This is a genomic window from Thermomonas carbonis (assembly GCF_014396975.1).
GTDB classification, from domain to species: domain Bacteria; phylum Pseudomonadota; class Gammaproteobacteria; order Xanthomonadales; family Xanthomonadaceae; genus Thermomonas; species Thermomonas carbonis.
The window spans coordinates 2,541,195-2,567,149 of sequence record NZ_CP060719.1 but is presented as its reverse complement, the minus strand read 5'-3'; the positions used below and the strand labels follow the sequence as shown (position 1 = coordinate 2,567,149).

Here is a 25,955-nt window from a genome sequence, read left to right as displayed (position 1 = left end):
TAACAATTCGTTCAAGCCGAGACCGCTTCGCGGCTCGGCTGCATGGTGACGTGTACCACTCCGCCGTTCCGCGCAGCGGTCCGGCTTAACTCAGGCGTTAGGTGCCATGAAGAAATACGTCGCCGCACTGACAGCGCTACTCGCAAGCGGCAACACGATCGCCTGTTCATGCAAGAGCTTCACGCTCCCTCAAGCCAGACAGGTGAGTGACGTTGTTTTCGTCGGTCAAGTTGCCATGCTTCAATGCTCAAGCACTCCGGGCAAGACTGCGGTGAACTTCAGTGTCTCGAGCGCCTTCAAGGGACGTACTGATCAAGAGACCGTTGTTCTCATTGAGAGCAACTCCTCATCTTGTGGCTACGTCAAACCTTTCTTCTTTCCCGGTTCTACTTACTTGATCTTCGCTTACCAAGATGGCTCTGGACTAGAGACCTCACGGTGCCTCCCCAATAAGGTGGGCACTGTTTCCGCGGAAGTGGTAAGAGTGTTACAGGCTGGCACCTAACAATTCGTTCAAGCCGAGACCGCTTCGCGGCTCGGCTGCATGGTGACGTGTACCACTCCGCCGTTCCGCGCAGCGGTCCGGCTTAACTCAGGCGTTAGGTGGCTAAGGAAAGTAATGAGCGATTTTCATGTATAGCTATCAGTCATTCCTGGATATGCTTGCAGAGGCTAAGTCCGAAGGGGACAGAGCTTGTGCGCTGGTGCTCGCGGCGAACCTAGAGAACAGATTAAAGGAGCTGTTGCTTACCTATTTTGTCCCATTGTCAAAGCAAGATTCAGAGAAGCTTTTCAATGGTCAAGCGCCACTGGCAACTTTTTCTTCTCGGATCAAGTTGGCTTGGGTTAGCGGATTGCTTTCCGAAGAAGAAGAGCATGACCTTAATGTAATCAGGGGGATAAGGAACGAGTTTGCGCATGGAGAACATGGCTTGAGCTTTGAGACAAAGGCGATACGTGATAGATGTGCGTCACTTAAGATGCCATCAGAGATGACAAAGCAATACCCCGAGCACATAGACTCAGCGAAGCGGCCGCGATCACGTTACCAAATCACCGCTGCGTCGCTTACATTGCTCCTAGCGAACCGCAATGCATCTGTACTACTCACAAAACGCGCACCTCATCCAGCAACGTCGATCCTTACTAAACGTGATGGACCCGTCGATTAGCGTTCATGAGACGCGCCACCTAACAATTCGTTCAAGCCGAGCCCGCTTCGCGGCCTCGTGCAAGTACCATTGAGTTTCACTTGCCCAAGGCCGCAAAGCGGCCCGGCTTAACTCAGGCGTTAGCGCGGGGTAGAACGAGTTCACGGAACTTGCTTTTTAAAAATTTTGTGTTGGTCCCAGCCTCTCCGAGATTGCTCGCGATCAACACCTGTCGATCTTCTCCAGGCATTGGTTCTCGGGAAAAGCGGTGGCTGGCCCTGACCGAACGCCAGCTTCGACGGACGGGATGCAATCAGGTTGGCAATCTGAGCCTCTGTGACTACGCACCGCGCTAACAATTCGTCCAAGCCGACACCGCTTCGCGGCGTCGTGCAAGTCTTGCTAATCTTCACTTGCACAACGCCGCAAATCGGCGCGGCTTAACTCAGGCGTTAGAACTCACATGAAGTACCTTCGGCTGGCGTCAGTTAGCGTTCTCATATTTGTCGTAGTTGCTTGCACCAAGTCGGGCTACTCAAACTGTGTGCAGGTCGAGGACGAGAAAGACTTCACCGGCGAATGGCTGAAAGCTTCTGGCACTGAAGAGAAACGCACGGTGCGGACAGAAGAGTGCGTCGCGCTAGATCGCGCACAAGATAGCGGCAACGGCCCAAAGACTGGCAAGGTCCGCTGGGCAGAGTGCCTTTCCGGCCCAGATTGCGATGAGACAGGTGAGTTCTAACAATTCGTTCAAGCCGAGACCGCTTCGCGGCTCGGCTTAAGTGGTAGGTTTTACCACTCCGCCGTGCCGCGCAGCGGTCCGGCTTAACTCAGGCGTTAGCGGTCACAGGGGAGTTTTATGCCATACGAACTTAAGGACCGCCTCGTCGTTGGCGTAGCGTCAAGCGCTATGTTTGACCTTACCGAATCGGACAAGATCTTTCGCACCGATGGCGAAGAAAAATACCGCAAGTACCAAGAAGACAATAAAACGGTTCCGCTAGCGCCCGGCATAGCGTTCTCATTTATCAAACGTCTTCTATCTCTCAACGATCTTAGCGCGGCGGACGAAGGCCCACTTATTGAGGTTGTTCTCCTATCGCGCAACGACCCTGATACTGGCCTGCGGGTCATGAATTCTATTCAACACCATTGCCTTGGCATAACCCGCGCCATATTTCAGCAAGGCCTATCGCCATATGCGTACATAAATGCGCTCAGCATTTCTCTGTTTCTCTCTTCAAACAATAGTGACGTACTAGAAGCCATTGCCAAAGGATTTCCCGCTGGCTATGTGATGGAATCAAAGAAGATTGACGACCCAAACGACGACACGCTTCGGATCGCCTTCGACTTCGACGGAGTCCTTGCAGACGACGCCTCAGAGACGGTGATGCAAGAGGGCAACCTTGAGAAATTTCACACTCACGAGACGGCAAATGCCATGGAACCTCACGGCGACGGCCCCCTAAAGAACTTCTTAGTACGTGTATCAAAAATTCAACGCGCCGAGGAGGATCGCAGGAAGACCGATCCGTCATACAAGAATCGGCTCCGTGTCTCTATTGTCACCGCTCGCAACGCACCTTCACATGAGAGAGCCATCAACACCCTGAAAAGCTGGGGAGTGATGGCAAACGACGCATTCTTTCTTGGGGGCGTGGAGAAGAAGCTGGTGCTTGATGTGTTGCAGCCTCACATCTTCTTTGACGATCAATCTGGCCACCTTGCAACAGCAAGTGAAGTCGTACCTTCTGTGCACATCCCGTTCGGCATCACCAACCGCGGGCAACGCGGGTGACCGCTAACAATTCGTTCAAGCCGAGACCGCTTCGCGGCTCGGCTGCATGGTGACGTGTACCACTCCGCCGTTCCGCGCAGCGGTCCGGCTTAACTCAGGCGTTAGGCGGCACAAGCGAATTGCGATGACACTGACCAGACTTCTCCGCCACATTTCATGGCTAGCAATCATTCCTGCCTTCGTGATGTTGGGGATCACGCTGTTGCCCAGTCAAGACGGAAAGCCAGGTGAAATAGTCACCTTCTGTATCACGTACTGGTGGATTGCATTCGTGCTTGGCTGGTCCGTCTTTCTTCTTCTACGTTCGGCTGCTTGGGTCATGCGTCGGGCAGGCATGGCTTGAGAAGTGCCGCCTAACAATTCGTTCAAGCCGAGACCGCTTCGCGGCTCGGCTTGCGTGCTAGCGTGTAGCACGCCGCCGTTCCGCAAAGCGGTCCGTCTTAACTCAGGCGTTAGCGCCCATGAAAATTCTCGTTGGCTTTCTACTTGCACCGCTCTTAGCGGGATGTGCAATGCCATTGCATCGCTCTACCGAGTACAGCATTGCTGTTGGAGACGAGATCACGACTGAGGCTCCCGGAACACTCACAACCTGCTCCGCATGGAAAGCAACATCTCCTATCAGCACTCGGCAGGAGCCTGTTCCTTGCCTGACACTGGCCTTCAAGGTCTTGCCAGAGGGTGCGGTAAGCCTAGATGTCGGAACACGAGTCAAGGTCGTCAAGATCATCGGATTAGGCTTAGTTGACTCCCAATCGACGCAAGTATTTGTCCAAGTACCCGGGTACAGCCAGCGCTATTTGGCCTCAATGCGCTTATTCCCAAGCAAATTCACGGGTGGGCGCTAACAATTCGTTCAAGCCGAGACCGCTTCGCGGCTCGGCTTGCGTGCTAGCGTGTAGCACGCCGCCGTTCCGCAAAGCGGTCCGGCTTAACTCAGGCGTTAGGCCCGTAGAGACAACAATGCCGTTCACGCCATTCCACCTCGGCCCCGGTGCCGCCTTCAAGGCGATCGGTGGCCGCCATTTCAGCTTCATGGTGTTCGGCGGCTCTCAGGTCCTCATGGACATTGAGCCACTCATTGGCATTCTTACGAACAAGCCGATCCTGCACGGACCAACCCACACGCTGCTCGGTGCACTGGCCATCGGGACGCTTGCGGGAATCATCGGAAAGCCCATTAGCGCTGCGGTACTCCGCTGGCTATCAGTTCCCCACTACCCGTTCACCTGGGCTGCTTCTTTCCTAGGCGCTTACGTCGGCACCTTTTCCCACATCGTGCTCGGCGCAATCATGCACTCAGATATGTCGCCCTGGTGGCCAGTCGCCGGCGGAAACCAGCTACTTGGCCAGATAAGCCTCGGTCATCTACACGTGGCGTGCATGGTAGCTGGGCTACTCGGGGCGGTCGTTGTGGCTATCAGGGTAAAGTTCAAGGGGCGGGCCTAACAATTCGTTCAAGCCGAGACCGCTTCGCGGCTCGGCTGCATGGTGACGTGTACCACTCCGCCGTTCCGCGCAGCGGTCCGGCTTAACTCAGGCGTTAGGCCGCAGGAACAATCCATGCAGATGCCCATACAAGAGCCAGCGTTGATCACCCAAGATCAAGCCTACTTGGCCATGTATCACTTCTTGGACAAGCATTTTTCGCTTGGATGCGAGGAGCTTGGGGGGATTCTTAGCTCAATGTCGTTACTTGCGGACGGATCTCCGGCAGATCAAGCATTTGTCGCAGACTGGAAAGAAGCCGTAGCGGCAGCTGTGTCTGGCAAAGTGGATGCACAACTGAGGTTAGGCTAGTGAACAACCGCCAGCGGCCTAACAATTCGTTCAAGCCGAGACCGCTTCGCGGCTCGGCTGCATGGTGACGTGTACCACTCCGCCGTTCCGCTCAGCGGTCCGGCTTAACTCAGGCGTTAGCCCGCAGAAGAAATGGATCATCGCTTAGAGCATTCTCGGCAAAGCCCGAAAAGCTTCCCTGATCGCCTCTCGCCCGCGCTCCGTCGCACCTCAAACCCGCTACAACTCCGCGCGGTGGAAGATTTCTTGGCTTCAAATGAACCCACTTAAGCTTCCAATCTGCAAGAACAGCCGGCTTCAGCGGGCTAACAATTCGTCCAAGCCGACACCGCTTCGCGGCGTCGTGCAAGTCTTGCTAATCTTCACTCGCACAACGCCGCAAATCGGTGCGGCTTAACTCAGGCGTTAGGCGGCTACCAAATCCACTCGCACCCTGAACCCAAGAGCAGTTGCTGCCCTTGTCATGGTCTCGAGCGTCAGCCCCGTGTCAGTCGCATCTAGCATCCGATCTACGACCGTTCTGCTTGTGTGCATGCGTTTAGCCAAAGCGCTCTTATTCACGCCAGTCGTTTGCATCGCCTGCTCAATCTGCCAGGCAATCACACGCTTAACGGCAATCGCAGTTGCCTCTTCAAGCTCGCCTTGCTCAGCCAGGAAAGCATCAAAGTCACTACCAATGTGCTTGCTCTTGCTCACGCTCTCACCTCTTTCATTCGGGTTTGTGCCAAAGCGAGATCCGCCTTTGGTGTGGCTTGTGTCTTCTTTACAAAACCATGCAGCAACACCATGTCTGCGCCAACTATCGTGAAAAGCACTCGGGCAATTCCCTCCGGAATATTGCTCCGAACTTCCCAAAGGCCTGATTCCATCTTGCGTACAACCGGCATTCCTATCGGCCACCCAAACTGAACTGTCTTGATGTCTGCACCAATCGCCTTTCTGGCGCCTGGTGAGACTTGCGCTAACAGCCAATCGCGGACAGGCTCATTGCCTGTTGTCGTACAGTAGAAACGAACTGACAAGATGGGTGGCATGGGCGCATTGTACCTAAATAGGTACGAACGTCAATTGCCGCCGCCTAACAATTCGTTCAAGCCGAGACCGCTTCGCGGCTCGGCTGCATGGTGACGTGTACCACTCCGCCGTTCCGCGCAGCGGTCCGGCTTAACTCAGGCGTTAGCGCGGGGTAGAACGAGTTCACGGAACCTGCTCTTAGAAAATTTGTGCTGGCTCCCGCCCTCCCCGAAAGTGCTCGCGATCAGCAACTGTCGATCTTCTCCAGGCATTGGTTCTCGGGAAAAGCGGCGGCTGGCCCTGACCGAACGCCAGTTTCGACGGCCAGGATGCAATCAGGGACGCGATCTGAGCCTCTGTGACTACGCACCGCGCTAACATTTCGTCCAAGCCGACACCGCTTCGCGGCGTCGTGCGAGTCTTGCTAATCTTCACTTGCACAACGCCGCAAATCGGTGCGGCTTAACTCAGGCGTTAGGCCCCTTTCCAACCATAATCGCCATTTCCGCCTCGCAGAATGAAATCGACATCAGCGGCAGCGTCGCTGATCTTAGAGAAATTGGGCTCACAATCAGAGCTCTGAAGCTTTTGGCTTCGACTTCATTTACCGTTCCAGCTTTGAGACATGATCCAGCGCCATATGATCGCGCTTTGGCGGAGATCACAGTGACTCAAGGCTCTGAAACTTCGGTGTCGGTTCAAGGCAACGCTCTTCGCATATCAGCCACTCCTGAACGACTTGAGGAGCTTGCAAGTTGCTTCTTCTTTCCAGAGGACGCCAGAGACGGGCATCACTTCCACTTTGAGCTAATGCCGCACGACTTGGACTATTCTGCAGAATCGCTGGCTCTGGCAGTGTCAGTTCACCGCGCCGGGGCCTAACAATTCGTTCAAGCCGAGACCGCTTCGCGGCTCGGCTTAAATGGTGACGTGTACCATCACGCCGTGCCGCGCAGCGGTCCGGCTTAACTCAGGCGTTAGCGCGGGGTAGAACGAGTTCACGGAACTTGCTCTTAGAAAATTTGTGCGGGTTCCTGCCTTCTCCGAGATTGCTCGCAATCGCCAAGTCACGATCTTCTACAGGCATTGGTTCTCGGGAAAAGCGGTGGCTGGCCCTGACCGAACGCCAGTTTCGACGGCCGTGATGCAATGGAGTTGGCGACCTGAGCCAATCTGACTACGCACCGCGCTAACAATTCGTCCAAGCCGACACCGCTTCGCGGCGTCGTGCAAGTCTTGCTAATCTTCACTTGCACAACGCCGCAAATCGGTGCGGCTTAACTCAGGCGTTAGCCTTCTTTGGACACATATGCGCCACTTGATACTTCTAAGCTTGCTTGCAACTTCCTCCGCGCTTTCAGCAGAGCCGTCAACGCCAGACACGTTCAACGCGATCTTCGCTTCAACATGCATGCAGAATTTCTACTCGCAGGACAAGCTGCGAGAGAACATGAAGAAGGAAGGCTTTGAGACTCTGGCGGGCGATCAAGCTGAGTTCTTCCTTGGCGGTGGCTCGGGAACCGCCTGGATCATCGTGACCTCCGGGACTCGATATGTTGTCTCGCTCAGGAGTGACTCAGTGTGCTCGGTCTTTGCACAACAAGCGGATCAGAAGCGCACGCAGTCTGGCTTCTACGATCTTGTTCAGAGCGCACCGAGCCCGCTCATTGCCAAGTTGGCTAGTACAACTGGACTCGGTCCAAACACCGATGAAACTAAGACCATTGCATACACTTGGTCTCGCCCAGCAGACGCTTCTGAACTGTTGTTCGTATTGACTACTTCCACCAGCAGCAAAGCTACTGCACAGGCTATGGCGTCCATGTCAATGGTCAAGAAAGAAGGCTAACAATTCGTTCAAGCCGAGACCGCTTCGCGGCTCGGCTGCATGGTGGCGTGTACCACTCCGCCGTTCCGCGCAGCGGTCCGGCTTAACTCAGGCGTTATGCGCGGTCAAACGCAAAGAGCTTTCCGATTTTTTTGGCAACAGTGACCAAGTTGCAATTCAGTGGTTTGGTGTTGGCTGTGTGCAGTTGTTCGTTGGAAAAGGCAGATACGCACCGCCTACCGGCCTGTCTTTCGTGATGTGGCAATCGCATCCCGATCTTCGCGGGCTTAAGATCACTTCAGCCCGCCGGGTTCACCCACTGCATCAGGCGCATAACAATTCGTCCAAGCCGACACCGCTTCGCGGCGTCGTGCAAGTCTTGCTAATCTTCACTTGCACAACGCCGCAAATCGGTGCGGCTTAACTCAGGCGTTAGACCGGTCCAGAAACAAAGGCCGGCCAGCAAGCGTGAAGCCCGTCTCGGAGCCGTTGGCCCTCGCCTATCCGAGGCTTTTGAGCCTCGCCACAAACTCCGTACCGGCTAGAGCGGCCGGCACTCCGTTTCTGTGTTCGACATCTCGCAAAGAGCGGTTGTCGGCACTAGACTCAGGTCTGACTGGTTCGTTGGTCAAAAGCAACGGCTGGCACCGGTCTAACAATTCGTTCAAGCCGAGCCCGCTTCGCGGCCTCGTGCAAGTACCATTGATTTTCACTTGCCCAAGGCCGCAAAGCGGCCCGGCTTAACTCAGGCGTTATGCGTGGTCACGCGTAACCTGGATTCTTTGAGTTGAACTCACCTGCAATGCGATCTGAAATTCCCCTTTGATCGATCGTTGCGGCTGACAGAGGTGGCTTTCGTTGCCACCCAGCAACCTAGCTTTCGTGAAGTGACCTTCGCATTCCGATCTTCGCGGGCTTAAGATCGCTTCAGCCCGCCGGGTTCACCGACTGAGTCAGGCGCATAACTAATCGTTCAAGCCGAGACCGCTTCGCGGCTCGTGTAAGTCGCTATGATCTTCACTCGCCAAAAGCCGCAAAGCGGCCCGGCTTAACTCAGGCGTTAGAGGGGTGTCATGACTTGGTGGCGCGGACAGGGACTGGACGGCCCACTCCAGGGACCTGATGGCACCGCTTGGCACTTTCTCGTATGGCACGGGACTGTCGACGGTCAGCACGCTCAACGCATTCTCTTCTGGAATCAAGATAAAACGGAGACCGGCGTAGTTAGGTTCTCAGCCGCTGAGTCTCTGCACGTATCGAAGCTTAGGGACCGTCTTCGCAAGATCGCAAAAGACCCTACATACCGCGCCAGATGGAATGAGCCGTTGGAGTTCCCAGTTGAGCGGCACTGGTCACCCCTCTAACAATTCGTTCAAGCCGAGACCGCTTCGCGGCTCGGCTTGCGTGCTAGCGTGTAGCACGCAAGCCGAGCCGCGAAGCGGTCCGTCTTAACTCAGGCGTTAGGCCACAATCAAACCATCATGCCAATTTTATTAGGAATCCTGGCAACCATAGTCTGCCTAGCCATTTTAACGCGCCCCCTAAGAATACTAACCGTAGTATGGCTACTACTTCTTGGAGTCAGCTTTCTAGTAATTACAGCAATTGGGATATTCGCAAGAATACGAGAAGATCCAGGATCGTCTTTCTATTACTTCAGCGCTATATGGATGTACTTGTCTCTTAGGATAACTCCAAGAGCAATCGGCGCTCTAGTTCTTATTTCACTTGCTTACCGATGGTCGAAAGGTCAATTCAAGAAATAGCAAAACATCTCTACCCGTGAGATGCTAGATAAAAGACGATTCATTACACCTCGTACGAGCCAATTCAAACATGGAGAAATACATGAACAACTCCGATCCCAATGAAGATGAAAGCGTATTCAAGAGCAAACTCTACTACGACCTAAGCGATGCAGTCGATGAAGTATCACTAGCAACTGGCGTAAAAGAAACGGCCGCACAAAGCGCAAAACTCATCGGGAAAGGCTTGTTCAACACGGTGATATTCTCCGGAAAGCTTGGCTTTAAGATACTCGAAGAGCTACCGGAAGCCATTGCAAAGACTGCAGAAAGGCAGTCAAGGAAGAAGTGATTCGTAATAGAGAATCAAGTAGCAGACCAGACCCCGCTTCAATATTTTACCGACTGGATGAAATACATGAGCACATATCGAGTTACCTTCGACATTCGAAGCAAGAAAACTAATAGCGGAACCACATTAAACACAACGGTTGAATCGGAGTCAGATTTTATGGCCGCCAAAATAGCTGAAGGCAAGCTTCGATCTCAGCACCCAAGTTATGTTGACTACACATTCACAGTGAAACGGGTCGAGCAAAAATAACGAGTTGTGGCCTAACAATTCGTTCAAGCCGAGACCGCTTCGCGGCTCGGCTGCATGGTGACGTGTACCACTCCGCCGTTCCGCGCAGCGGTCCGGCTTAACTCAGGCGTTAGGCCGCTTACAGGAATCTCATGCCACTCGGGGATCTCGCAGGTGACGCAATCGTTGGAGTCTTCCGTGTTCTGGGTCGCATCCTGGTTGAAGTCTTCTTCGAGCTGCTGATCAAAAGCACTGGCTATGCATTGATCCGCATGATCAAACCAAAGCCTGCGCCCAGCGAAACTGAATCCGCAATTGTTGGTCTACTGTTCTGGCTGGCAGTTGGCATTGGCGGCTATTACATCTACCAGGCAACAGCGGCCTAACAATTCGCTCAAGCCGAGCCCGCTTCGCGGCCTCGGCGCTGGCCGGCTATGATTTGACCATCGCCAAGGCCGCAAAGCGGCCCGGCTTAGCTCAGGCGTTAGCGCGGGGTAGAACGAGTTCACGGAACCTGCTCTTAGAAAATTTGTGCTGGCTCCCGCCCTCCCCGAAAGTGCTCGCGATCAGCAACTGTCGATCTTCTCCAGGCATTGGTTCTCGGGAAAAGCGGCGGCTGGCCCTGACCGAACGCCAGCTTCGACGGCCAGGATGCAATCAGGGACGCGATCTGAACCACTGTGACTACGCACCGCGCTAACATTTCGTCCAAGCCGACACCGCTTCGCGGCGTCGTGCGAGTCTTGCTAATCTTCACTCGCACAACGCCGCAAATCGGTGCGGCTTAACTCAGGCGTTAGGCAGCGCAGATCGAGACTCTCATGCTCTCTCCACTTGAACAGAATGTCCTGATCGCGGTTTTCGTGCTTACGAGCATCGCGAGCCTCGTTCTGTTGGTCAAACTTCTAAGAGGATCAAATAGCGTCGCTGAAAAGTTCGTCGGGGCTGCGCTACTTGTTATTCCTTTTGTGGGTCTACTGCTCTACTGGTTCATACATGAGGAGTCCTCGCCTCAATCGCCACTTGTTCCACGCGGCGGTGAACGCGGCGCAGCTACTCAATCATGGATCGCTATGAAGCCATTTCTTGATAGGCTCATTCAGGAACGGCGAGCGCAGCAGCATGAAGACAAGCGGGATTGACAACTTCTGGAGCGGGCGCTGCCTAACAATTCGTTCAAGCCGAGACCGCTTCGCGGCTCGGCTGCATGGTGACGTGTACCACTCCGCCGTTCCGCGCAGCGGTCCGGCTTAACTCAGGCGTTAGACATGCGCACAGCCATTTCGGCTCTTTTGGTAGCTACGATTGGAATCTCTTCCGCATCGTGTGCCTCAAATAGTCCCAAACCAGTGCCGGAGCCCATCGCACTACCCGTGAATGTTGCACCGGCGTTTGAGGAGATCAACTACTCGTCGCTCTCGCCAGACGTGCAAATGGTTGTCCGCGCGACCACCAGCGACTTAACGGGGCAGCTAAAAGCCAAGTTCCCCACACTCGCTACTCCTCGTGCCTCACTGATGCTCTACGGAGAGACGCTAGTCAGGTCACTAGGTGTGCCATATCGTCAAGTCACGTTCTACTACGGAGACGAGGCAACGCTGAATATGCATGGCACTTGCAGTCAGGGAATCCACGTCTGGATCAATTCTGGCGGGGATGTAATAGACACATATGTTGAAGAGCTGACATGCCCAATCTAGAGCGCATGTCTAACAATTCGTTCAAGCCGAGACCGCTTCGCGGCTCGGCTGCATGGTGACGTGTACCACTCCGCCGTTCCGCGCAGCGGTCCGGCTTAACTCACGCGTTAGGCCGCAAACAGAGACACTCGTGAATCTCAACCAAATCACCCTGCCGGTTACCGACTTCGATCGCACAGTCGCGTTCTATCAGGCCATGGGCTTTACGCTGATTGTTCATTCTCCCCCGCGCTACGCTCGCTTCGAATGCCCGGAGGGTGAGTCCACGTTCTCGCTGCATTCGGTAGATACTCCGTCCCCCAGCACGGGAGTCGTTGTGTACTTTGAGTGTTCTGACCTGGATGCTCGGGTTGACTACCTTCTTGCCGCAGGGATTGAGTTCACCAAACTCCCTACGGATGAGCGTTGGCTCTGGCGGGAGGCTCGCCTTGGTGATCCATCTGGCAACGTAATCTGTCTGTTCTGGGCCGGCGACAACCGCAAGAATCCACCATGGCGGGTTGCGGCCTAACAATTCGTTCAAGCCGAGACCGCTTCGCGGCTCGGCTGCATGGTGACGTGTACCACTCCGCCGTTCCGCGCAGCGGTCCGGCTTAACTCAGGCGTTAGGCACCACATGAAGATTTCCAGGCAAGCCGAAGAAAAGATCTTCCGCAGCATGATGCTGGCATCTTCAGTTTTATTGATTGCGAGCCTCCTCACTAACCTGTCAGCTCGCTGGGGGTTTGGTGTCTTTCTCGCTGCGACCTATGTCAGCTGGGGCATCAAGGGGTTTGCTTCGGATCTATCGGCTGCAGATCGCTCACCCTATCGCGCAGGTTTTGTCGCAGTAGTTCTCTTGTCGGTCGTTCTTGCTCTGTCGCCGCAAAGCGGTGGTGCCTAACAATTCGTTCAAGCCGAGACCGCTTCGCGGCTCGGCTGCATGGTGACGTGTACCACTCCGCCGTTCCGCGCAGCGGTCCGGCTTAACTCAGGCGTTAGGTTGCTCAAGGAGAACTTTCGAATGTCATCAAAAAGGCTCTTGCTTGGGGTAGCCGCCCTGATCATTACGCAGATCCTCTTGAACAATCTTGCGAGCTCGCTTTTGGCCGAGTCTATGGAGCAAATAGCTCTCCGCTCTGTAGTGGTAGCGCTCTTGTCCGCCTTCGTCGGCGGATTCGTCGCTCGTAAAGGAATCATCCTTCCAGCAATCGGGGTTTGGCTTGCCCTCTGGGCTGTAACGGTCTACTTCCTCTACGCTATTGCAGCACCAGTTGATCCAAACCCGCTCCCTATGATCGCTCGCCACAACTGGGTCGCGTTCCTGGGCTCCGGTGTCACCACCCTGATAGGAGCTATGTTGGGTCAAGCACTCGCCACACAGCGAGCCACGCACGTGACCGCAACCTAACAATTCGTTCAAGCCGAGACCGCTTCGCGGCTCGGCTGCATGGTGACGTGTACCACTCCGCCGTTCCGCGCAGCGGTCCGGCTTAACTCAGGCGTTAGGCCGCAGAAGTCAGACTTCAGAGTAGAGAGCTTTCCGAGTTCTTTCGTCGGCAATGATCTGGCTGCCAACGAAAGAGCATTGCCCGGCGCTCCGGCATAACTCAAACCCGTTATGCCTCCGCCCGGTTGCGGGTTCACGCTTCAAGCCCATCTTGCGTCCTGGCTGTTCAGCCAAGAGCCTCGGCTTCAGCGGCCTAACAATTCGTTCAAGCCGAGTCCGCTTCGCGGCCTCGGACGGCGGCAGCTATGATTACGCCACCGCCGCGGCCGCTGCGCTGCCCGGCTTAACTCAGGCGTTAGGTGCCGCAATGGAGCGCTTCGCAAAGTGAAAGAACAGAGCCAAAGCAACGAAGTGCTCGCGGTGAAGGACGAGGAATCGGAACGTCCCATCCCAAACGCATGGCGACAGCAGCTCCGCGAGATCGTGAACGCTTTCGCAGTTGGAGACTATGGACTGAGTGCCGGGGTCAAAGGTGTCCCGCCCCTGTCGGCGGACAGAGCCTCTCAAATACGAGATTACGTTGAGGGCTACGGGGCAACCCTGGTTGCACTGCCCGAAGAAACCTGGAATTCGTCCGTTTGCATCTGGTACGGCGACCACTGGGCAGCGCTGGTAGACCTTTGGACAGAGCAAGAAGGTCGGAGTGATCTTGTACTGCACACGCGAGTCAGGGAACTGGATTCCGGGTTCAGCGTTGAAGTTGATCTAGTCTATGTGCCGTAATCGGGCGGCACCTAACAATTCGTTCAAGCCGAGACCGCTTCGCGGCTCGGCTGCATGGTGACGTGTACCACTCCGCCGTTCCGCGCAGCGGTCCGGCTTAACTCAGGCGTTAGCGCGCAGAAGAACTAGATCTTTGCAAAGAGCGGTTGTCGGCAAAGCCATCAAGAGCTTCCCTGACAGACTCTCGCCCTGTCTCCGGCATATTTCAAACCCAATATGCCTCCGCCCGGTGCAGCATTTCCTTGCTCCACGCCACGCCAGGCTTCCATAGCAACCTGCGACAACAGCCGGCTTCAGCGCGCTAACAATTCGTTCAAGCCGAGACCGCTTCGCGGCCTCGTGTGAGTTCTGCTAGATTTTCACCCACACAAGGCCGCAAAGCGGTCCGTCTTAACTCAGGCGTTAGACGCGCTAGAAGCATCTCCGCAGGTGAAAGATGAAGCTCACTGAGTCAGAAATTACTCATTTCAAGAACGTACTTTGGGGTACACGCTTCCATCGTTGGTTCCGCTGGGTACTCTTGGCTGTCCTTGCCTACATCGCAATCGGGCACTTCAGTGGTTGGCGGCTGATAAGCGACGTCAATTGGCTGATTGCGGGCGCTGTCTATTTGCTCGTCGCTTGGCCAGGTCTCTGCCGAATCTACGTTTTCCACACGTTATATCGTCTTGTTGCCAAGGATCCGGAAGCAAGGTCGCAGTTGGCAGCTGCCGGCGTCAAAGAATTTCAGTCAGATACACCTAGCGGGCGCGTCTAACAATTCGTTCAAGCCGAGACCGCTTCGCGGCTCGGCTTGCGTGCTAGCGTGTAGCACGCCGCCGTTCCGCGCAGCGGTCCGTCTTAACTCAGGCGTTAGGCGCTATTGGAGAACGTCATGGCGTTGCACAAAAAAGGCGACCGATATCTAACCGAGGAAGAATATCAAAGCGAGAAATCATTTGAAGAAACCCTTGGGTTGTTCTTCCTTGGCGCTGGACTTGTAGGGTGTCTCGCGTGGTATCTCACAGCAGAACTTGAGCTGCCAAAATTACTGAGATTGGCACGGTGGGCAGCCATAGTATTCAGCGCGCTTATTGGAGGCGCCCTTTTCCTCAAATTTAGCGAAGTAGTCAGAAAGATAATCGGGTGGTCCCTCCTGCTCGGCCTGCTCTACGTTGTTTGGCAGATTGTTTAGAGAAATCGTTCGCGCCTAACAATTCGTTCAAGCCGAGACCGCTTCGCGGCTCGGCTTGCGTGCTAGCGTGTAGCACGCCGCCGTTCCGCAAAGCGGTCCGTCTTAACTCAGGCGTTAGCGCGGGTAGAACGAGTTCACGGGACTTGTTCGGAAAATGGTCTGTAGTAGTTGCAGCTCTGTCGAACTTGCTTGCAAGTGATAAGCGCCCTACTTCTCCAGGCTTCTGTTCTCGGCAAAAGCGGCGGCTGGCCCTGACCGAACGCCAGCATCGACGGCCGGGATGCAATCAGGTCAGCGACCTGAGCCTCTGTGACTACGCACCGCGCTAACATTTCGTCCAAGCCGAGACCGCTTCGCGGCCTCGTGCAAGTCGCTATGATCTTCACTTGCCCAAGGCCGCAAATCGGTCCGGCTTAACTCAGGCGTTAGGTTGCAGTGACAGACACTCGCGCTTCCCACTTGGCAGAACTCCTTCACTTCAGGCGCCCAGTTGCTGAAGTAGCTAGGGATTTGGCAGCCTTTGGCTGGGACTCAGATGAAGACTTGATCACGCTGGAACCAGTACACGCCTTCGCTGTTCTCATCCGCTTCCTCGCAGGTGAGCTATCGGTCACGGACGTAGAAGACTGGGCCAATGCGATCGAATGCCGTGAGGATATTGGGCTAGACCAAGAAAGCCTGATGGCATCTGTCGTTTTCGAGCTAGCCAACCCATTGATTACCAGGCCTCTTACAAGGCAATCTGCCACGGACCTGGTTTCCAAGCTCAAGGAAGCTGCAACCTAACAATTCGTTCAAGCCGAGACCGCTTCGCGGCTCGGCTGCATGGTGACGTGTACCACTCCGCCGTTCCGCGCAGCGGTCCGGCTTAACTCAGGCGTTAGGTCTCCCATGAAAGATCTTCTCAAGAGCCTGCTCTTTCTGGCATTTCTCGCTACCTCGATGTCTGCCGCAGCCGGTAAAGGCCATCTCGGGTTCACGGTTCATTACACGCTCAAGCGCAGCGCCTTCGACGCAAAGCTTGATCGTGTCGTCGTGACCGAGGTCAGAGAAAACTCCCCTGCAAAGCGCGCGGGGCTCCTACCAGGCGACGTAATCGAACTTTTGAACGGCTCGATTGTGGCCGGTGCTTCCGCACGCAAGCTGGACAAAGACATGGGTGCCGTCCAAGCCGGAGACACCGTCAAGATGACAGTGTTGCGCTCTGGCAAGAAGGTTGCCATCAGCATGGTCGCTGGGGAGACCTAACAATTCGTTCAAGCCGAGCCCGCTTCGCGGCCTCGTGCAAGTACCATTGATTTTCACTTGCCCAAGGCCGCAAAGCGGCCCGGCTTAACTCAGGCGTTAGATTGCTTCGGAGCAATACGATGTACCACCAAAAGGCAGTCGCTAGATGCAACGGTTAATAGCTGCACTCGCCCTCCTGCTTCTGGTCGCATGCGCTCGCAAAGAGGACGAATGCGCGCCATACAAATCAATTTCGGAGAACCCCACCTACGTTGCTGAACTAGAAGCATGGGTGGAGAGAATTCATGCGGCGGGTCTCGACTCTAGATCTCATGGAGTTCCGGCAAAGATGGGAAGGTATTCCATCAACTTCGAAAGCCTCTCATTCAAAGATAGACTTCCGCCTCAAACGCAAGCCCAAGTACTTGTAGAGTTCGATGGCCGCGTGTCTGGAATCCTGCTTGGCACAGCTTTCGTTGGATTGCTTGTTGAGAACTCAGATGAGCCGCAGCATAAGATTCTGCGTGAACACCTCTCCCACGTCTCCGAGAGAACGAGCTTCGTGTGCATCCCAAGAAACTAGCTCGCGGACGCAATCTAACAATTCGTTCAAGCCGAGACCGCTTCGCGGCTCGGCTGCATGGTGACGTGTACCACTCCGCCGTTCCGCGCAGCGGTCCGGCTTAACTCAGGCGTTAGGCACCAATGTTGAAGATTCTCGCTACCGTGATGCTAGTCCTACTGATGCTTACAGGCTGCTTGCGCGGTAATCGAGCAAACGAACTGGCTGCTCTGCTCAAAGTCGCTCCGCAGCTCATGCAGGCCACCCCGGCCGGAAGCGAATTGCCGCCTGACAAGTGGCCATCAGAAGTCAGGACTTTTGATCCAGAGAAGGTCTATGCAACGGATGACGGCCTTTACATCATCACGTCTACTTTCTTCGTAAATGAGAAGGGGCTCTTCATAGCGCGGTCTCCGACATTCGTCGCGGAATCGGGTGGCGACCCAGCATTTAGACTTATCGTCACTGGCCTCTACTCGTATGAGATCAAGGGATAGCGCGTGGTGCCTAACAATTCGTTCAAGCCGAGACCGCTTCGCGGCTCGGCTGCATGGTGACGTGTACCACTCCGCCGTTCCGCGCAGCGGTCCGGCTTAACTCAGGCGTTAGCCCGCAGAAGAAATAGATCATCGGTTAGAGCATTTTCGGCAAAGCCCGAAGAGCTTCCCTGATCGCCTCTCGCCCGCGCTCCGTCGCACCTCAAACCCGCTACAACTCCGCGCGGTGGAAGATTTCTTGGCTTCAAATGAACCCACTTAAGCTTCCAATCTGCAAAAACAGCCGGCTTCAGCGGGCTAACAATTCGTCCAAGCCGACACCGCTTCGCGGCGTCGTGCAAGTCTTGCTAATCTTCACTTGCACAACGCCGCAAATCGGTGCGGCTTAACTCAGGCGTTAGGGCAGCAGGAAATGACGATCCATTTCATCCTCTATCTTTTCATCGTCGTCATGCTGCTCGTTACTGGCCTGCGCGCAGTTGCCGGCCGTGGCTTGGCGCTGACGCTTTCCAGCTCATCAAACGGCCCGCTGCTAGGCCCGTTGGCTTGCTGTTTGTTGTTCTTGCGCTCGGCCTGGTCGTTTGGTTTATCGTTGATCCAAGGGTGTCAGCTACATTGCTCGGCCAAAGCTAGCGATCCCTGGTGAATTTGTTAGGGACACGCGGCACGCTGCCCTAACAATTCGTTCAAGCCGAGACCGCTTCGCGGCTCGGCTGCATGGTGACGTGTACCACTCCGCCGTTCCGCGCAGCGGTCCGGCTTAACTCCGGCGTTAGGCACCAGATGAACTTTGATCGTGCGCTTACTAGGAGCCTGGTTTTCCCTGCGGGGATAGCAAGTGTCTTGTTTGCGCTCGCAGTGGTCTTTTGGGCTCCAAGATCGTCGACTACGCTATTAGCTATTCTGGGGATAGCCGTTTGCGGTGCCTTCTCGGTTAGCCATTTGCCGCAGGCTATTCAAGTCCTTGTCCGAGACCCAGATTCCCGCAACGTTCGCAACATCGGATGCATCATTGCAGCAGCGTTTCCCGCCACGGTCACTGTGAGCCTGCTCGTGCTACTTACATGGGCAATGGTGCTGGGTTTTGGCCAAGGAGACGGCGTGGTTTTCGGCGGAGCTGGTGCCTAACAATTCGTTCAAGCCGAGCCCGCTTCGCGGCCTCGTGCAAGTGCTATACATCTTCACCTGCCCAAGGCCGCAAAGCGGCCCGGCTTAACTCAGGCGTTAGGCCGCACTCAAGACACATGGCTCGTCTACTAACCTCGCTATCCATCGCCTTGGCTCTCGCTGCGTGCGATCGGTCGCACGAGAACTGTGCAAAGGTCCAGCCCGGCATGCGCGTTCCCCAAGTGATCGAGATCATGGGTGAGCCTCGTGATTCATATCTCACGGGCCATCCTCCTAACGGGCTGATGCTCCTTTATGGGCGCGGTAAGCTTAGCGAGTGGCCGCATCAGCCTGGCGGACCCGTAGGCATCGCGTTGAATGATGCTCCCTCACGCGCTGTGGCGGACCGCACAGTAATTAAGACGTACTGTGGTTCCCGCTAAGGTGCGGCCTAACAATTCGTTCAAGCCGAGCCCGCTTCGCGGCCTCGTGCAAGTGCTATACATTTTCACCTGCCCAAGGCCGCAAAGCGGCCCGGCTTAACTCAGGCGTTAGACCGGTCCAGGAACAAGTGCCGGTCAACAAGCGTCAGGCCAAGTTGGCGTTCGTTCTTCCCTCGTCTCCTCCAGGCTTTTGATCTTCGCCACAAACTCCGTGCCGGCTAGAGCGCCGGCACTCCGTTTCCGGGTTCGGCATCTCGCAAAGAGCGATCGTCGGTTCTAGACTTGGCTCAGTTCATGGTTCTTGGTCAAAAGCCACGGCTGGCACCGGTCTAACAATTCGTTCAAGCCGAGACCGCTTCGCGGCCTCGTGCAGGTTCTGCTAATTTTCACCTACACAAGGCCGCAAAGCGGTCCGTCTTAACTCAGGCGTTAGGCCGCAGCCATGAAAGATCGTGGTTTTGCGAGAATCGAACAATTCCGCCAAAACTAGAGCCCTACCCCGCAGCCGACCCCGCTTTGTACGCGGGCCGCGTAAGCCTTCGGCCAACGCGCACCTGACACGGGGTCATCGCAAGTCGCCCAGGTGACTTCTTGGGTAGAGCCTGTTTGCGGGTAAAGCCTGCAAAACTTGGCTGGTGCGGCCTAACAATTCGTCCAAGCCGACACCGCTTCGCGGCGTCGTGCAAGTCTTGCTAATCTTCACTTGCACAACGCCGCAAATCGGTGCGGCTTAACTCAGGCGTTAGGCGCTTATCGATGAGCAAAGTTTGGATCCCAACTTCAAAGCAACACGAGCTACTTTTCGCGGAGCTTGGAAGGTGTGTTTATGTTTTCCAAGGAATTGAGGCAAGACTTAAGATGATGCTGCCTCATCTAATTCCGCCCGGGAAAGACGCCAGCCTTGCTGGTGAAGACCCTTCCAACTGGAGGCTCTACCTAGACTCAAAGAACACACTCGGCCCTTTGATTCAAAAGCTGAAAGAGCACGTCGACTCAAGCCATCCAGAACTGCTAGACCGAGATTGGACGCAAATCGTCAAATATCGTAACGAGGTGATGCACCATTACGTAGAGCAGCCGTTCTCGCGCCTTGACACGGAATCGAAGTTCTATGAGGCACTGAATTTCCTCAGGCACCGTAGAGAAACTGCTGTGCCATTGCTTTTGATTCTGCAAGATATATGCATTGGCTTAATCGATCGACTGGAATCAGATGGAGCGCATACGGAATCAATCAAGCTTCAGTGGCGCGCGCCTAACAATTCGTTCAAGCCGAGACCGCTTCGCGGCTCGGCTTAAATGGTGACGCGTACCATCACGCCGTGCCGCGCAGCGGTCCGGCTTAACTCAGGCGTTAGGCGCATGACCGCAGTTTCTCGCAAGCTTCAGTTCGCAATCGACACTGACGGCGATTGGCCACCGATATCGAGTGAGGCAGTGTGGTGCGACCAGATTGGTAATGCATTTCGGCTGAGAAATGCGCCATTCTTCATCAAGGGCCTAGCCGTCAATGACGTCTTTGAAGCGCAACCTGACTCGGTCAATGAGCATATATTTGAGTTTGTCGTGACCGAGCCATCTGCGCACTCACTAATTTGGATGCTCAACAATACTGAAGCCGAAATTGATCCAATCTTGTCCAAGTTCAGAGAAGTCGGATGCTCCACGGAAGCTCTAGAGAGATTCGCGCTTTACGCTATTGATGTCCCGCCTTATGTCACTGATTCCATATTGAACGATCTAATTGACACGGCTGAGAAGGTCGGACTCGATCTAGCGTTTCCCGTTTGGCGGCGCGCCTGAATTTTCGCCCAGAGCATGCGCCTAACAATTCGTTCAAGCCGAGCCCGCTTCGCGGCCTCGTGCAAGTTCTTGCAAGTTTCACTTGCCCAAGGCCGCAAATCGGCCCGGCTTAACTCAGGCGTTATGCGTGGTCATGCTTGTCCACGTTTCTTTGGCTTGAATCCATCAGCCATGCGATCTGAAAGTCCCGATTGATCGTGCGTTGCGGCTGAAAGAGTTGGCTTACGTGGCCATCTACTACCCTAGCCTGCGTGTCGTGACCCTCGCATCCCGATCTTCGCGGGCTTAAGATCGCTTCAGCCCGCCGGGTTCACCTACTGAGGCAGGCACATAACTCATCGTTCAAGCCGAGCCCGCTTCGCGGCCTCGTGCGAGTTCTGGTAATTTTCACCGTGCCCAAGGCCGCAAATCGGTCCGGCTTAACTCAGGCGTTAGACCGCAGATGGCAAACCAAGAGAAAGCGGGAGAAGCAACAGACGCCTTTGCCAGGCTGATCTGTCTTGGCATCTTCCTCGCAATGGCTGCCTGCAGCTATCTGTCTTACGCCACTTGGGGGCTTGACCTCAGAACTTACGGCTTCGGTCTTCTTGCCATTGCTATGCTTGTCATCGGAACCGTCGCACCAGCTTCAACACGTGCAGGCTTTGTCGCTTTTTTCCCGTGGGTCTAGGTCAGCGGTCTAACAATTCGTTCAAGCCGAGACCGCTTCGCGGCTCGTGTAAGTCGCTATGATCTTCACTCGCCAAAAGCCGCAAAGCGGCCCGGCTTAACTCAGGCGTTAGGTGCCATGACGTTCAGCGACATCTACTGGCGATTTTTCAACTTCTTCGTTCGCCGCGTCGTTGCGATCACTTGGGTGGTGATCGGCCTGCTCATCGCCTGCGCGAACGTGCCTCTGCTTCTCCCTGGCGCCACTATTGAGGCTGACGGTACGAGTACAGACGACCTTGTCTACCGCGTCTGCGCTGTAGTGCTTCCGCTTCTAGCCGCCATAGCCGGCGTGCTCTTGTTCCGGGCAGAGCCGTACCGTCCTCAGAAATGAGGCCTGGCACAACAAGCTGGCACCTAACAATTCGTTCAAGCCGAGCCCGCTTCGCGGCCTCGTGCAAGTGCTATACATTTTCACCTGCCCAAGGCCGCAAAGCGGCCCGGCTTAACTCAGGCGTTAGGTGGCTGCAGGTGACCGCATGATGTTCATGATCGGCCAAGGGGAAAGAATCGTCGCTGTTGGCCCCTGGAGCAACACCACTGCCCAGGCTGTGATGCCGTTCGGGACTTCGAACCCCAGCTCACCTACAAATTCGGCCGGTTCGACCTGCTCTTCGGATTTGTATACGGCAAGCGCTATCAACTCGCTTGCCAGGAGTGCAACCACGGCTGGCGGCTGGACACGGCGACCATGGAACGCAGCTTGGACAAGGTGCCAATTCCGTTCCACCTCCGGTTCGGCTTTCTTGTCCTCATCGGACTGGTTGCAGCACTTGGCACAGCGGCGTATTACGTACGGCACGCCACCTAACAATTCGTTCAAGCCGAGACCGCTTCGCGGCTCGGCTGCATGGTGACGTGTACCACTCCGCCGTTCCGCGCAGCGGTCCGGCTTAACTCAGGCGTTAGACCGCAGACGGCAAGACCTCTGCAAAAAGCAGTTGGCGTAAGCCCAAAGGGCTTCTCTGATCCACCCTCGCCCAGCCTCCGGCATAACTCAAACCCGTTATGCCTCCGCCTGGTGACATGTTCGCGTGTTCAAGGCGAGCTCAGTGTTCAAGTTGGGCATGCACAGAGCACGGCGTCAGCGGTCTAACAATTCGTTCAAGCCGAGACCGCTTCGCGGCTCGTGTAAGTCGCTATGATCTTCACTCGCCAAAAGCCGCAAAGCGGCCCGGCTTAACTCAGGCGTTAGGGCGCTGAATGAAGTTTGCAGCAAAAGAGCTCGAGATTCGCCGACCACTCTGGATCGCGCTCAGTGAGCTCTATCTTGATACAGAGCCCGACTGGGAAAGAGTCGCCTCAATCTGTGCGGCCTCGCCCTTTGATATCTCTGAACTGAGGCGAATCCTCTTTGATGAAGTTCATCCCATCGTTCATTCGAACCTCTGGGCAGCGGCTGGTGTCTGGGACGGCTTTAATGAGGATTGGCTCGTGACTTCAATACTCGCCCGCAAGCGCAGGCCGCTGATCCGCTTGCCTTGGCCAGAGGAACGGCGTACCCCATGGCGGGAGTTGAAGCCCCACATCATTTCAGCACGGAAAGGCGTTGAGACCGCGCCCTAACAATTCGTTCAAGCCGAGCCCGCTTCGCGGCCTCGTGCAAGTGCTATACATTTTCACCTGCCCAAGGCCGCAAAGCGGCCCGGCTTAACTCAGGCGTTAGGCCGCCGAATCAAGCTTCTTGCCAATTTTTGCCAACAGCGGTAGGCTCAGCCACATGAGCACAATGAATATCTCTTTGCCAGAAACGTTGAAGTCCTTCGTCGACAAGCAAGTGTCGCAAGGTGGCTATGGCACTAGCAGCGAATATGTCCGAGAACTGATCCGCAAGGATCAAGATAGGCTGCGACTTCGCAACCTACTGCTTGCCGGTGCTGAGTCGGAGCTTGGAGCGACGCCGTTCTCCTCTAACTACTTTGATAGTTTGCGCCTGCGCGCAAGTAGGCCAAAGAAGCGGTGAAATCAAAGCCTGTAATCCCGCGCAAGCAGGCAGACGCCGATATTCAAGAGGCGTTTGACCACTACCTTACGGAAGCTGGATCTGAGATAGCGCTTTCATTTGCGGATGCACTGGAAACTGCAATAGCGCACATTAGCCGCCACCCAGCGGCTGGATCACCTCGGTACGCTCACGAGCTGAACCTTCCTGGCCTGAGGCATTGGTCAGTCAAGGGCTTTCCGTACTTGATTTTTTATGTCGAGCAAACGCAGCACATAGATGTCTGGCGTCTTTTGCAATCGCAGCGCGACATACCAGCTTGGATGCATGATCACGAGTAATTGCTGGCGGCCTAACAATTCGTTCAAGCCGAGACCGCTTCGCGGCTCGGCTGCATGGTGACGTGTACCACTCCGCCGTTCCGCGCAGCGGTCCGGCTTAACTCAGGCGTTAGACCTCATGACCAAAGATTCGGAGATGCGTTACCAACATCTGACGTTGCTCATTGAAGATCTCGGCTACAGAGACAAGTTCAGACTCGCACAGCTATTGCTCCAGCTCGGGCGAAAAGAAGAGGAGGAAAGTCATCCTGCGAGTCGCAGTGATGCTCCCTCGGCTCGCCCAACCGACCCTGAAATGATCAAGTACGTTGCGGATCGCCTAGTCAAACTGCGACCTGGCCGAAGAGCGAGCCTCGTGAACGCCATTGCAGCGATGTTCCAGTTCCAAGGCAGCGTCTCAGAAGCAGACAGGAACGCAATCATCTCTGAGCTGCAGCGACTGAAACACATCTGCATTGATGCAAATGATCGTGTCACTTACCTTTGAACGCCTGAGGTCTAACAATTCGTTCAAGCCGAGACCGCTTCGCGGCTCGGCTGCATGGTGACGTGTACCACTCCGCCGTTCCGCGCAGCGGTCCGGCTTAACTCAGGCGTTAGGCCGCAGACGGCAAGATCTTGGCAAAAAGCAGTTGGCATAAGCCCAAGAGCTTCTCTGATCCACTCTCGCCCAGCCTCCGGCATAACTCAAACCCGTTATGCCTCCGCCTGGTGGCAGGTTCGCGTGTTCAAGGCGAGGCCCAAGTTCAAATTTGCCATGCAAAGAGCGCGGCGTCAGCGGCCTAACAATTCGCTCAAGCCGAGCCCGCTTCGCGGCCTCGGCGCTGGCCGGCTATGATTTGACCATCGCCAATGCCGCGCAGCGGCCCGGCTTAGCTCAGGCGTTAGACCGGTCCAGAAGCAGATGCCGGTCAACAAGCGTGAGACCAAGTTGCTGTTGGCTCCTCCCTCGCCTCGCCCAGGTTTTGATCCTCGCCACAAACTCCGTGCCGGCTAGAGCGCCGGCACTCCGTTTCTGGGTTCGGCTTGTTCGCAAACAGCGGTTTTCGGCTCAGAACTCAGATCAAACAAGGAGTGACTAGGTAAGAGCCCCGGCTGGCACCGGTCTAACAATTCGTTCAAGCCGAGTCCGCTTCGCGGCCTCGGACCATGGCAGCTATGATTAGGCCATTGCCTCGGCCGCTACGCTGCCCGGCTTAACTCAAGCGTTAGGCCGCAGCCATGAAAGATTGCGGTTTGGCGGGGGTCCAGCTCTTCCGCTGGGCCAAGACGCAAAAGTTCAGGTGTGTTGGCCTTTGGTCGCGGGCCGCGTAAGCCTTCGGCCAACGCGCACCTGGCGCAGACTCGTCGCAGGTCTCGCTCGTGAGTTCTTCGCAAGAGCCTGTTTGCGGGAAAAGCCTGCAAAACCAGGCTGGTGCGGCCTAACAATTCGTCCAAGCCGACACCGCTTCGCGGCGTCGTGCAAGTCTTGCTAATCTTCACTCGCACAACGCCGCAAATCGGTGCGGCTTAACTCAGGCGTTAGCGCGGGGTAGAACGAGTTCACGGAACTTGCTTTTTAAAAATTTTGTGTTGGTCCCAGCCTCTCCGAGATTGCTCGCGATCAACACCTGTCGATCTTCTCCAGGCATTGGTTCTCGGGAAAAGCGGTGGCTGGCCCTGACCGAACGCCAGCTTCGACGGACGGGATGCAATCAGGTTGGCAATCTGAGCCTCTGTGACTACGCACCGCGCTAACAATTCGTCCAAGCCGACACCGCTTCGCGGCGTCGTGCAAGTCTTGCTAATCTTCACTTGCACAACGCCGCAAATCGGCGCGGCTTAACTCAGGCGTTAGCGCCTAAATTGCATGAAGATCGCATTCCTCACACTCCTGCTACTGATTTCAAGCGTTGCATCCGCTCAGTCGCCCTCGCCTGCAACCACTCAGGAGGTCGGCCAGCTGTTCGCAGCCCTAAAGCAGTCCAACTGTGAGTTCTCTCGCAACGGTTCCTGGTACAACGCCCAGAAGGCCAGCGAGCACTTGCAACGCAAGTACGACTACCTGCTTAAGAAAGGCTTGGTCACATCCACCGAAGCGTTTATCGAGCTTGCCGCCACCAAAAGCAGCATGTCGGGCAAGCCTTACCAAGTTCGTTGCGGCAAAGCGCCTGCGCAATCCAGCCGGTCGTGGTTCACCAGTAAACTCAAGGCGCTGCGTGGCAGCGGTCGGCGCTAACAATTCGTTCAAGCCGAGACCGCTTCGCGGCTCGGCTGCATGGTGACGTGTACCACTCCGCCGTTCCGCGCAGCGGTCCGGCTTAACTCAGGCGTTAGC

The 25,955-nt window shown here is 55.5% G+C and carries 31 protein-coding genes; 28 read left to right on the top strand and 3 right to left on the bottom strand.

The annotated features are described in order from the left end of the window. The first annotated feature begins 106 nt into the window (after window positions 1–106). The 6 genes from H9L16_RS11985 (at window position 107) to H9L16_RS11960 (ending at window position 4,752) form a co-directional block, all read left to right on the top strand. A complete protein-coding gene (locus tag H9L16_RS11985; RefSeq protein WP_187551909.1) occupies window positions 107–505 on the top strand; it encodes a hypothetical protein in 399 nt (132 codons plus the stop codon). A gap of 127 nt (window positions 506–632) precedes the next feature. Continuing rightward, window positions 633–1,172: an MltR family transcriptional regulator gene (locus tag H9L16_RS16580; RefSeq protein WP_187551908.1), complete on the top strand. Its 540-nt coding sequence runs from the start codon at window positions 633–635 to the stop codon at window positions 1,170–1,172. Window positions 1,173–1,614: 442 nt separating this feature from the next. Then, window positions 1,615–1,893, top strand: coding sequence for a hypothetical protein (locus H9L16_RS11975; RefSeq protein ID WP_187551907.1), 279 nt, complete (start codon window positions 1,615–1,617; stop codon window positions 1,891–1,893). Window positions 1,894–2,010: 117 nt separating this feature from the next. Then, entirely contained in the window at window positions 2,011–2,952 is a 942-nt protein-coding gene (locus H9L16_RS11970) for a 5'-nucleotidase (RefSeq protein ID WP_187551906.1), read from the top strand. A 963-nt stretch (window positions 2,953–3,915) separates the two neighbouring features. Continuing rightward, window positions 3,916–4,401 carry a hypothetical protein gene (locus tag H9L16_RS11965; protein ID WP_187551905.1) on the top strand — a complete coding sequence of 162 codons (486 nt, stop codon included), beginning with the start codon at window positions 3,916–3,918 and terminating at the stop codon, window positions 4,399–4,401. A 114-nt stretch (window positions 4,402–4,515) separates the two neighbouring features. Next, window positions 4,516–4,752 (top strand): hypothetical protein, encoded by a 237-nt coding sequence (locus H9L16_RS11960; RefSeq protein WP_223158143.1) that lies wholly within the window; start codon window positions 4,516–4,518, stop codon window positions 4,750–4,752. A 405-nt stretch (window positions 4,753–5,157) separates the two neighbouring features. On the opposite strand, the gene H9L16_RS11955 is transcribed toward H9L16_RS11960, so the two are convergent. Further along, complete coding sequence (locus H9L16_RS11955) at window positions 5,158–5,448, bottom strand: XRE family transcriptional regulator (protein WP_187551864.1); 291 nt, start codon at window positions 5,446–5,448, stop codon at window positions 5,158–5,160. After that, complete coding sequence (locus H9L16_RS11950; RefSeq protein ID WP_187551863.1) at window positions 5,445–5,786, bottom strand: type II toxin-antitoxin system RelE/ParE family toxin; 342 nt, start codon at window positions 5,784–5,786, stop codon at window positions 5,445–5,447. The genes H9L16_RS11955 and H9L16_RS11950 overlap by 4 nt, the downstream gene beginning before the upstream one ends. Before the next feature lie 415 nt (window positions 5,787–6,201). Between H9L16_RS11950 and H9L16_RS11945 the strand changes: the two genes are divergently transcribed. The 17 genes from H9L16_RS11945 (at window position 6,202) to H9L16_RS11870 (ending at window position 21,689) form a co-directional block, all read left to right on the top strand. Beyond that, on the top strand, window positions 6,202–6,648 hold the full coding sequence (locus H9L16_RS11945) for a hypothetical protein (RefSeq protein WP_187551904.1): 447 nt from the start codon (window positions 6,202–6,204) through the stop codon (window positions 6,646–6,648). 529 nt (window positions 6,649–7,177) lie between these two features. Further along, complete coding sequence (locus H9L16_RS11940; RefSeq protein WP_187551903.1) at window positions 7,178–7,615, top strand: NMCC_0638 family (lipo)protein; 438 nt, start codon at window positions 7,178–7,180, stop codon at window positions 7,613–7,615. A gap of 1,827 nt (window positions 7,616–9,442) precedes the next feature. After that, complete coding sequence (locus tag H9L16_RS11935; protein WP_187551902.1) at window positions 9,443–9,691, top strand: hypothetical protein; 249 nt, start codon at window positions 9,443–9,445, stop codon at window positions 9,689–9,691. Window positions 9,692–10,074: 383 nt separating this feature from the next. Beyond that, window positions 10,075–10,308 (top strand): hypothetical protein, encoded by a 234-nt coding sequence (locus H9L16_RS11930; RefSeq protein ID WP_187551901.1) that lies wholly within the window; start codon window positions 10,075–10,077, stop codon window positions 10,306–10,308. A 435-nt stretch (window positions 10,309–10,743) separates the two neighbouring features. Beyond that, complete coding sequence (locus H9L16_RS11925) at window positions 10,744–11,064, top strand: hypothetical protein (RefSeq protein WP_187551900.1); 321 nt, start codon at window positions 10,744–10,746, stop codon at window positions 11,062–11,064. Between the two features lie 688 nt (window positions 11,065–11,752). Beyond that, window positions 11,753–12,133, top strand: coding sequence for a VOC family protein (locus tag H9L16_RS11920; RefSeq protein WP_187551899.1), 381 nt, complete (start codon window positions 11,753–11,755; stop codon window positions 12,131–12,133). 105 nt (window positions 12,134–12,238) lie between these two features. Then, window positions 12,239–12,505: a hypothetical protein gene (locus H9L16_RS11915; protein WP_187551898.1), complete on the top strand. Its 267-nt coding sequence runs from the start codon at window positions 12,239–12,241 to the stop codon at window positions 12,503–12,505. Between the two features lie 930 nt (window positions 12,506–13,435). Next, window positions 13,436–13,834 carry a DUF7668 domain-containing protein gene (locus H9L16_RS16575; protein ID WP_425507200.1) on the top strand — a complete coding sequence of 133 codons (399 nt, stop codon included), beginning with the start codon at window positions 13,436–13,438 and terminating at the stop codon, window positions 13,832–13,834. Window positions 13,835–14,708: 874 nt separating this feature from the next. Further along, window positions 14,709–15,008 (top strand): hypothetical protein, encoded by a 300-nt coding sequence (locus H9L16_RS11910; RefSeq protein WP_187551897.1) that lies wholly within the window; start codon window positions 14,709–14,711, stop codon window positions 15,006–15,008. Between the two features lie 459 nt (window positions 15,009–15,467). After that, entirely contained in the window at window positions 15,468–15,794 is a 327-nt protein-coding gene (locus H9L16_RS11905; protein WP_187551896.1) for a hypothetical protein, read from the top strand. Window positions 15,795–15,899: 105 nt separating this feature from the next. Then, window positions 15,900–16,256 carry a PDZ domain-containing protein gene (locus tag H9L16_RS11900; RefSeq protein WP_187551895.1) on the top strand — a complete coding sequence of 119 codons (357 nt, stop codon included), beginning with the start codon at window positions 15,900–15,902 and terminating at the stop codon, window positions 16,254–16,256. A 684-nt stretch (window positions 16,257–16,940) separates the two neighbouring features. Further along, a complete protein-coding gene (locus tag H9L16_RS11895) occupies window positions 16,941–17,294 on the top strand; it encodes a hypothetical protein (RefSeq protein ID WP_187551894.1) in 354 nt (117 codons plus the stop codon). A 412-nt stretch (window positions 17,295–17,706) separates the two neighbouring features. Further along, complete coding sequence (locus tag H9L16_RS11890) at window positions 17,707–17,940, top strand: hypothetical protein (protein ID WP_187551893.1); 234 nt, start codon at window positions 17,707–17,709, stop codon at window positions 17,938–17,940. A 1,660-nt stretch (window positions 17,941–19,600) separates the two neighbouring features. Next, window positions 19,601–20,143 (top strand): hypothetical protein, encoded by a 543-nt coding sequence (locus H9L16_RS11885; RefSeq protein WP_187551892.1) that lies wholly within the window; start codon window positions 19,601–19,603, stop codon window positions 20,141–20,143. A gap of 63 nt (window positions 20,144–20,206) precedes the next feature. Next, a complete protein-coding gene (locus H9L16_RS11880) occupies window positions 20,207–20,647 on the top strand; it encodes a DUF4265 domain-containing protein (RefSeq protein ID WP_187551891.1) in 441 nt (146 codons plus the stop codon). 442 nt (window positions 20,648–21,089) lie between these two features. Then, entirely contained in the window at window positions 21,090–21,317 is a 228-nt protein-coding gene (locus H9L16_RS11875) for a hypothetical protein (RefSeq protein WP_187551890.1), read from the top strand. A 117-nt stretch (window positions 21,318–21,434) separates the two neighbouring features. Then, window positions 21,435–21,689: a hypothetical protein gene (locus tag H9L16_RS11870; protein ID WP_187551889.1), complete on the top strand. Its 255-nt coding sequence runs from the start codon at window positions 21,435–21,437 to the stop codon at window positions 21,687–21,689. Window positions 21,690–21,812: 123 nt separating this feature from the next. Here the strand turns inward: H9L16_RS11870 and H9L16_RS11865 are convergent, their stop codons facing one another. Further along, window positions 21,813–22,178, bottom strand: a complete 366-nt coding sequence (locus H9L16_RS11865; protein WP_187551888.1) for a hypothetical protein — start codon at window positions 22,176–22,178, stop codon at window positions 21,813–21,815. 380 nt (window positions 22,179–22,558) lie between these two features. Between H9L16_RS11865 and H9L16_RS11860 the strand changes: the two genes are divergently transcribed. From H9L16_RS11860 to H9L16_RS11840, 5 genes are all read left to right on the top strand, one after another. After that, complete coding sequence (locus tag H9L16_RS11860) at window positions 22,559–22,921, top strand: DUF7079 family protein (RefSeq protein ID WP_187551887.1); 363 nt, start codon at window positions 22,559–22,561, stop codon at window positions 22,919–22,921. A gap of 154 nt (window positions 22,922–23,075) precedes the next feature. Continuing rightward, complete coding sequence (locus H9L16_RS11855) at window positions 23,076–23,318, top strand: type II toxin-antitoxin system ParD family antitoxin (protein WP_187551886.1); 243 nt, start codon at window positions 23,076–23,078, stop codon at window positions 23,316–23,318. Continuing rightward, window positions 23,315–23,638 carry a type II toxin-antitoxin system RelE/ParE family toxin gene (locus H9L16_RS11850; RefSeq protein ID WP_187551885.1) on the top strand — a complete coding sequence of 108 codons (324 nt, stop codon included), beginning with the start codon at window positions 23,315–23,317 and terminating at the stop codon, window positions 23,636–23,638. Before H9L16_RS11855 ends, H9L16_RS11850 begins: the two co-directional genes overlap by 4 nt. Window positions 23,639–23,756: 118 nt before the next feature. Further along, window positions 23,757–24,125: a hypothetical protein gene (locus H9L16_RS11845; RefSeq protein WP_223158142.1), complete on the top strand. Its 369-nt coding sequence runs from the start codon at window positions 23,757–23,759 to the stop codon at window positions 24,123–24,125. Between the two features lie 1,362 nt (window positions 24,126–25,487). Next, window positions 25,488–25,856 carry a YfeK family protein gene (locus tag H9L16_RS11840; RefSeq protein ID WP_187551884.1) on the top strand — a complete coding sequence of 123 codons (369 nt, stop codon included), beginning with the start codon at window positions 25,488–25,490 and terminating at the stop codon, window positions 25,854–25,856. The last annotated feature ends 99 nt before the right edge of the window (window positions 25,857–25,955 follow it).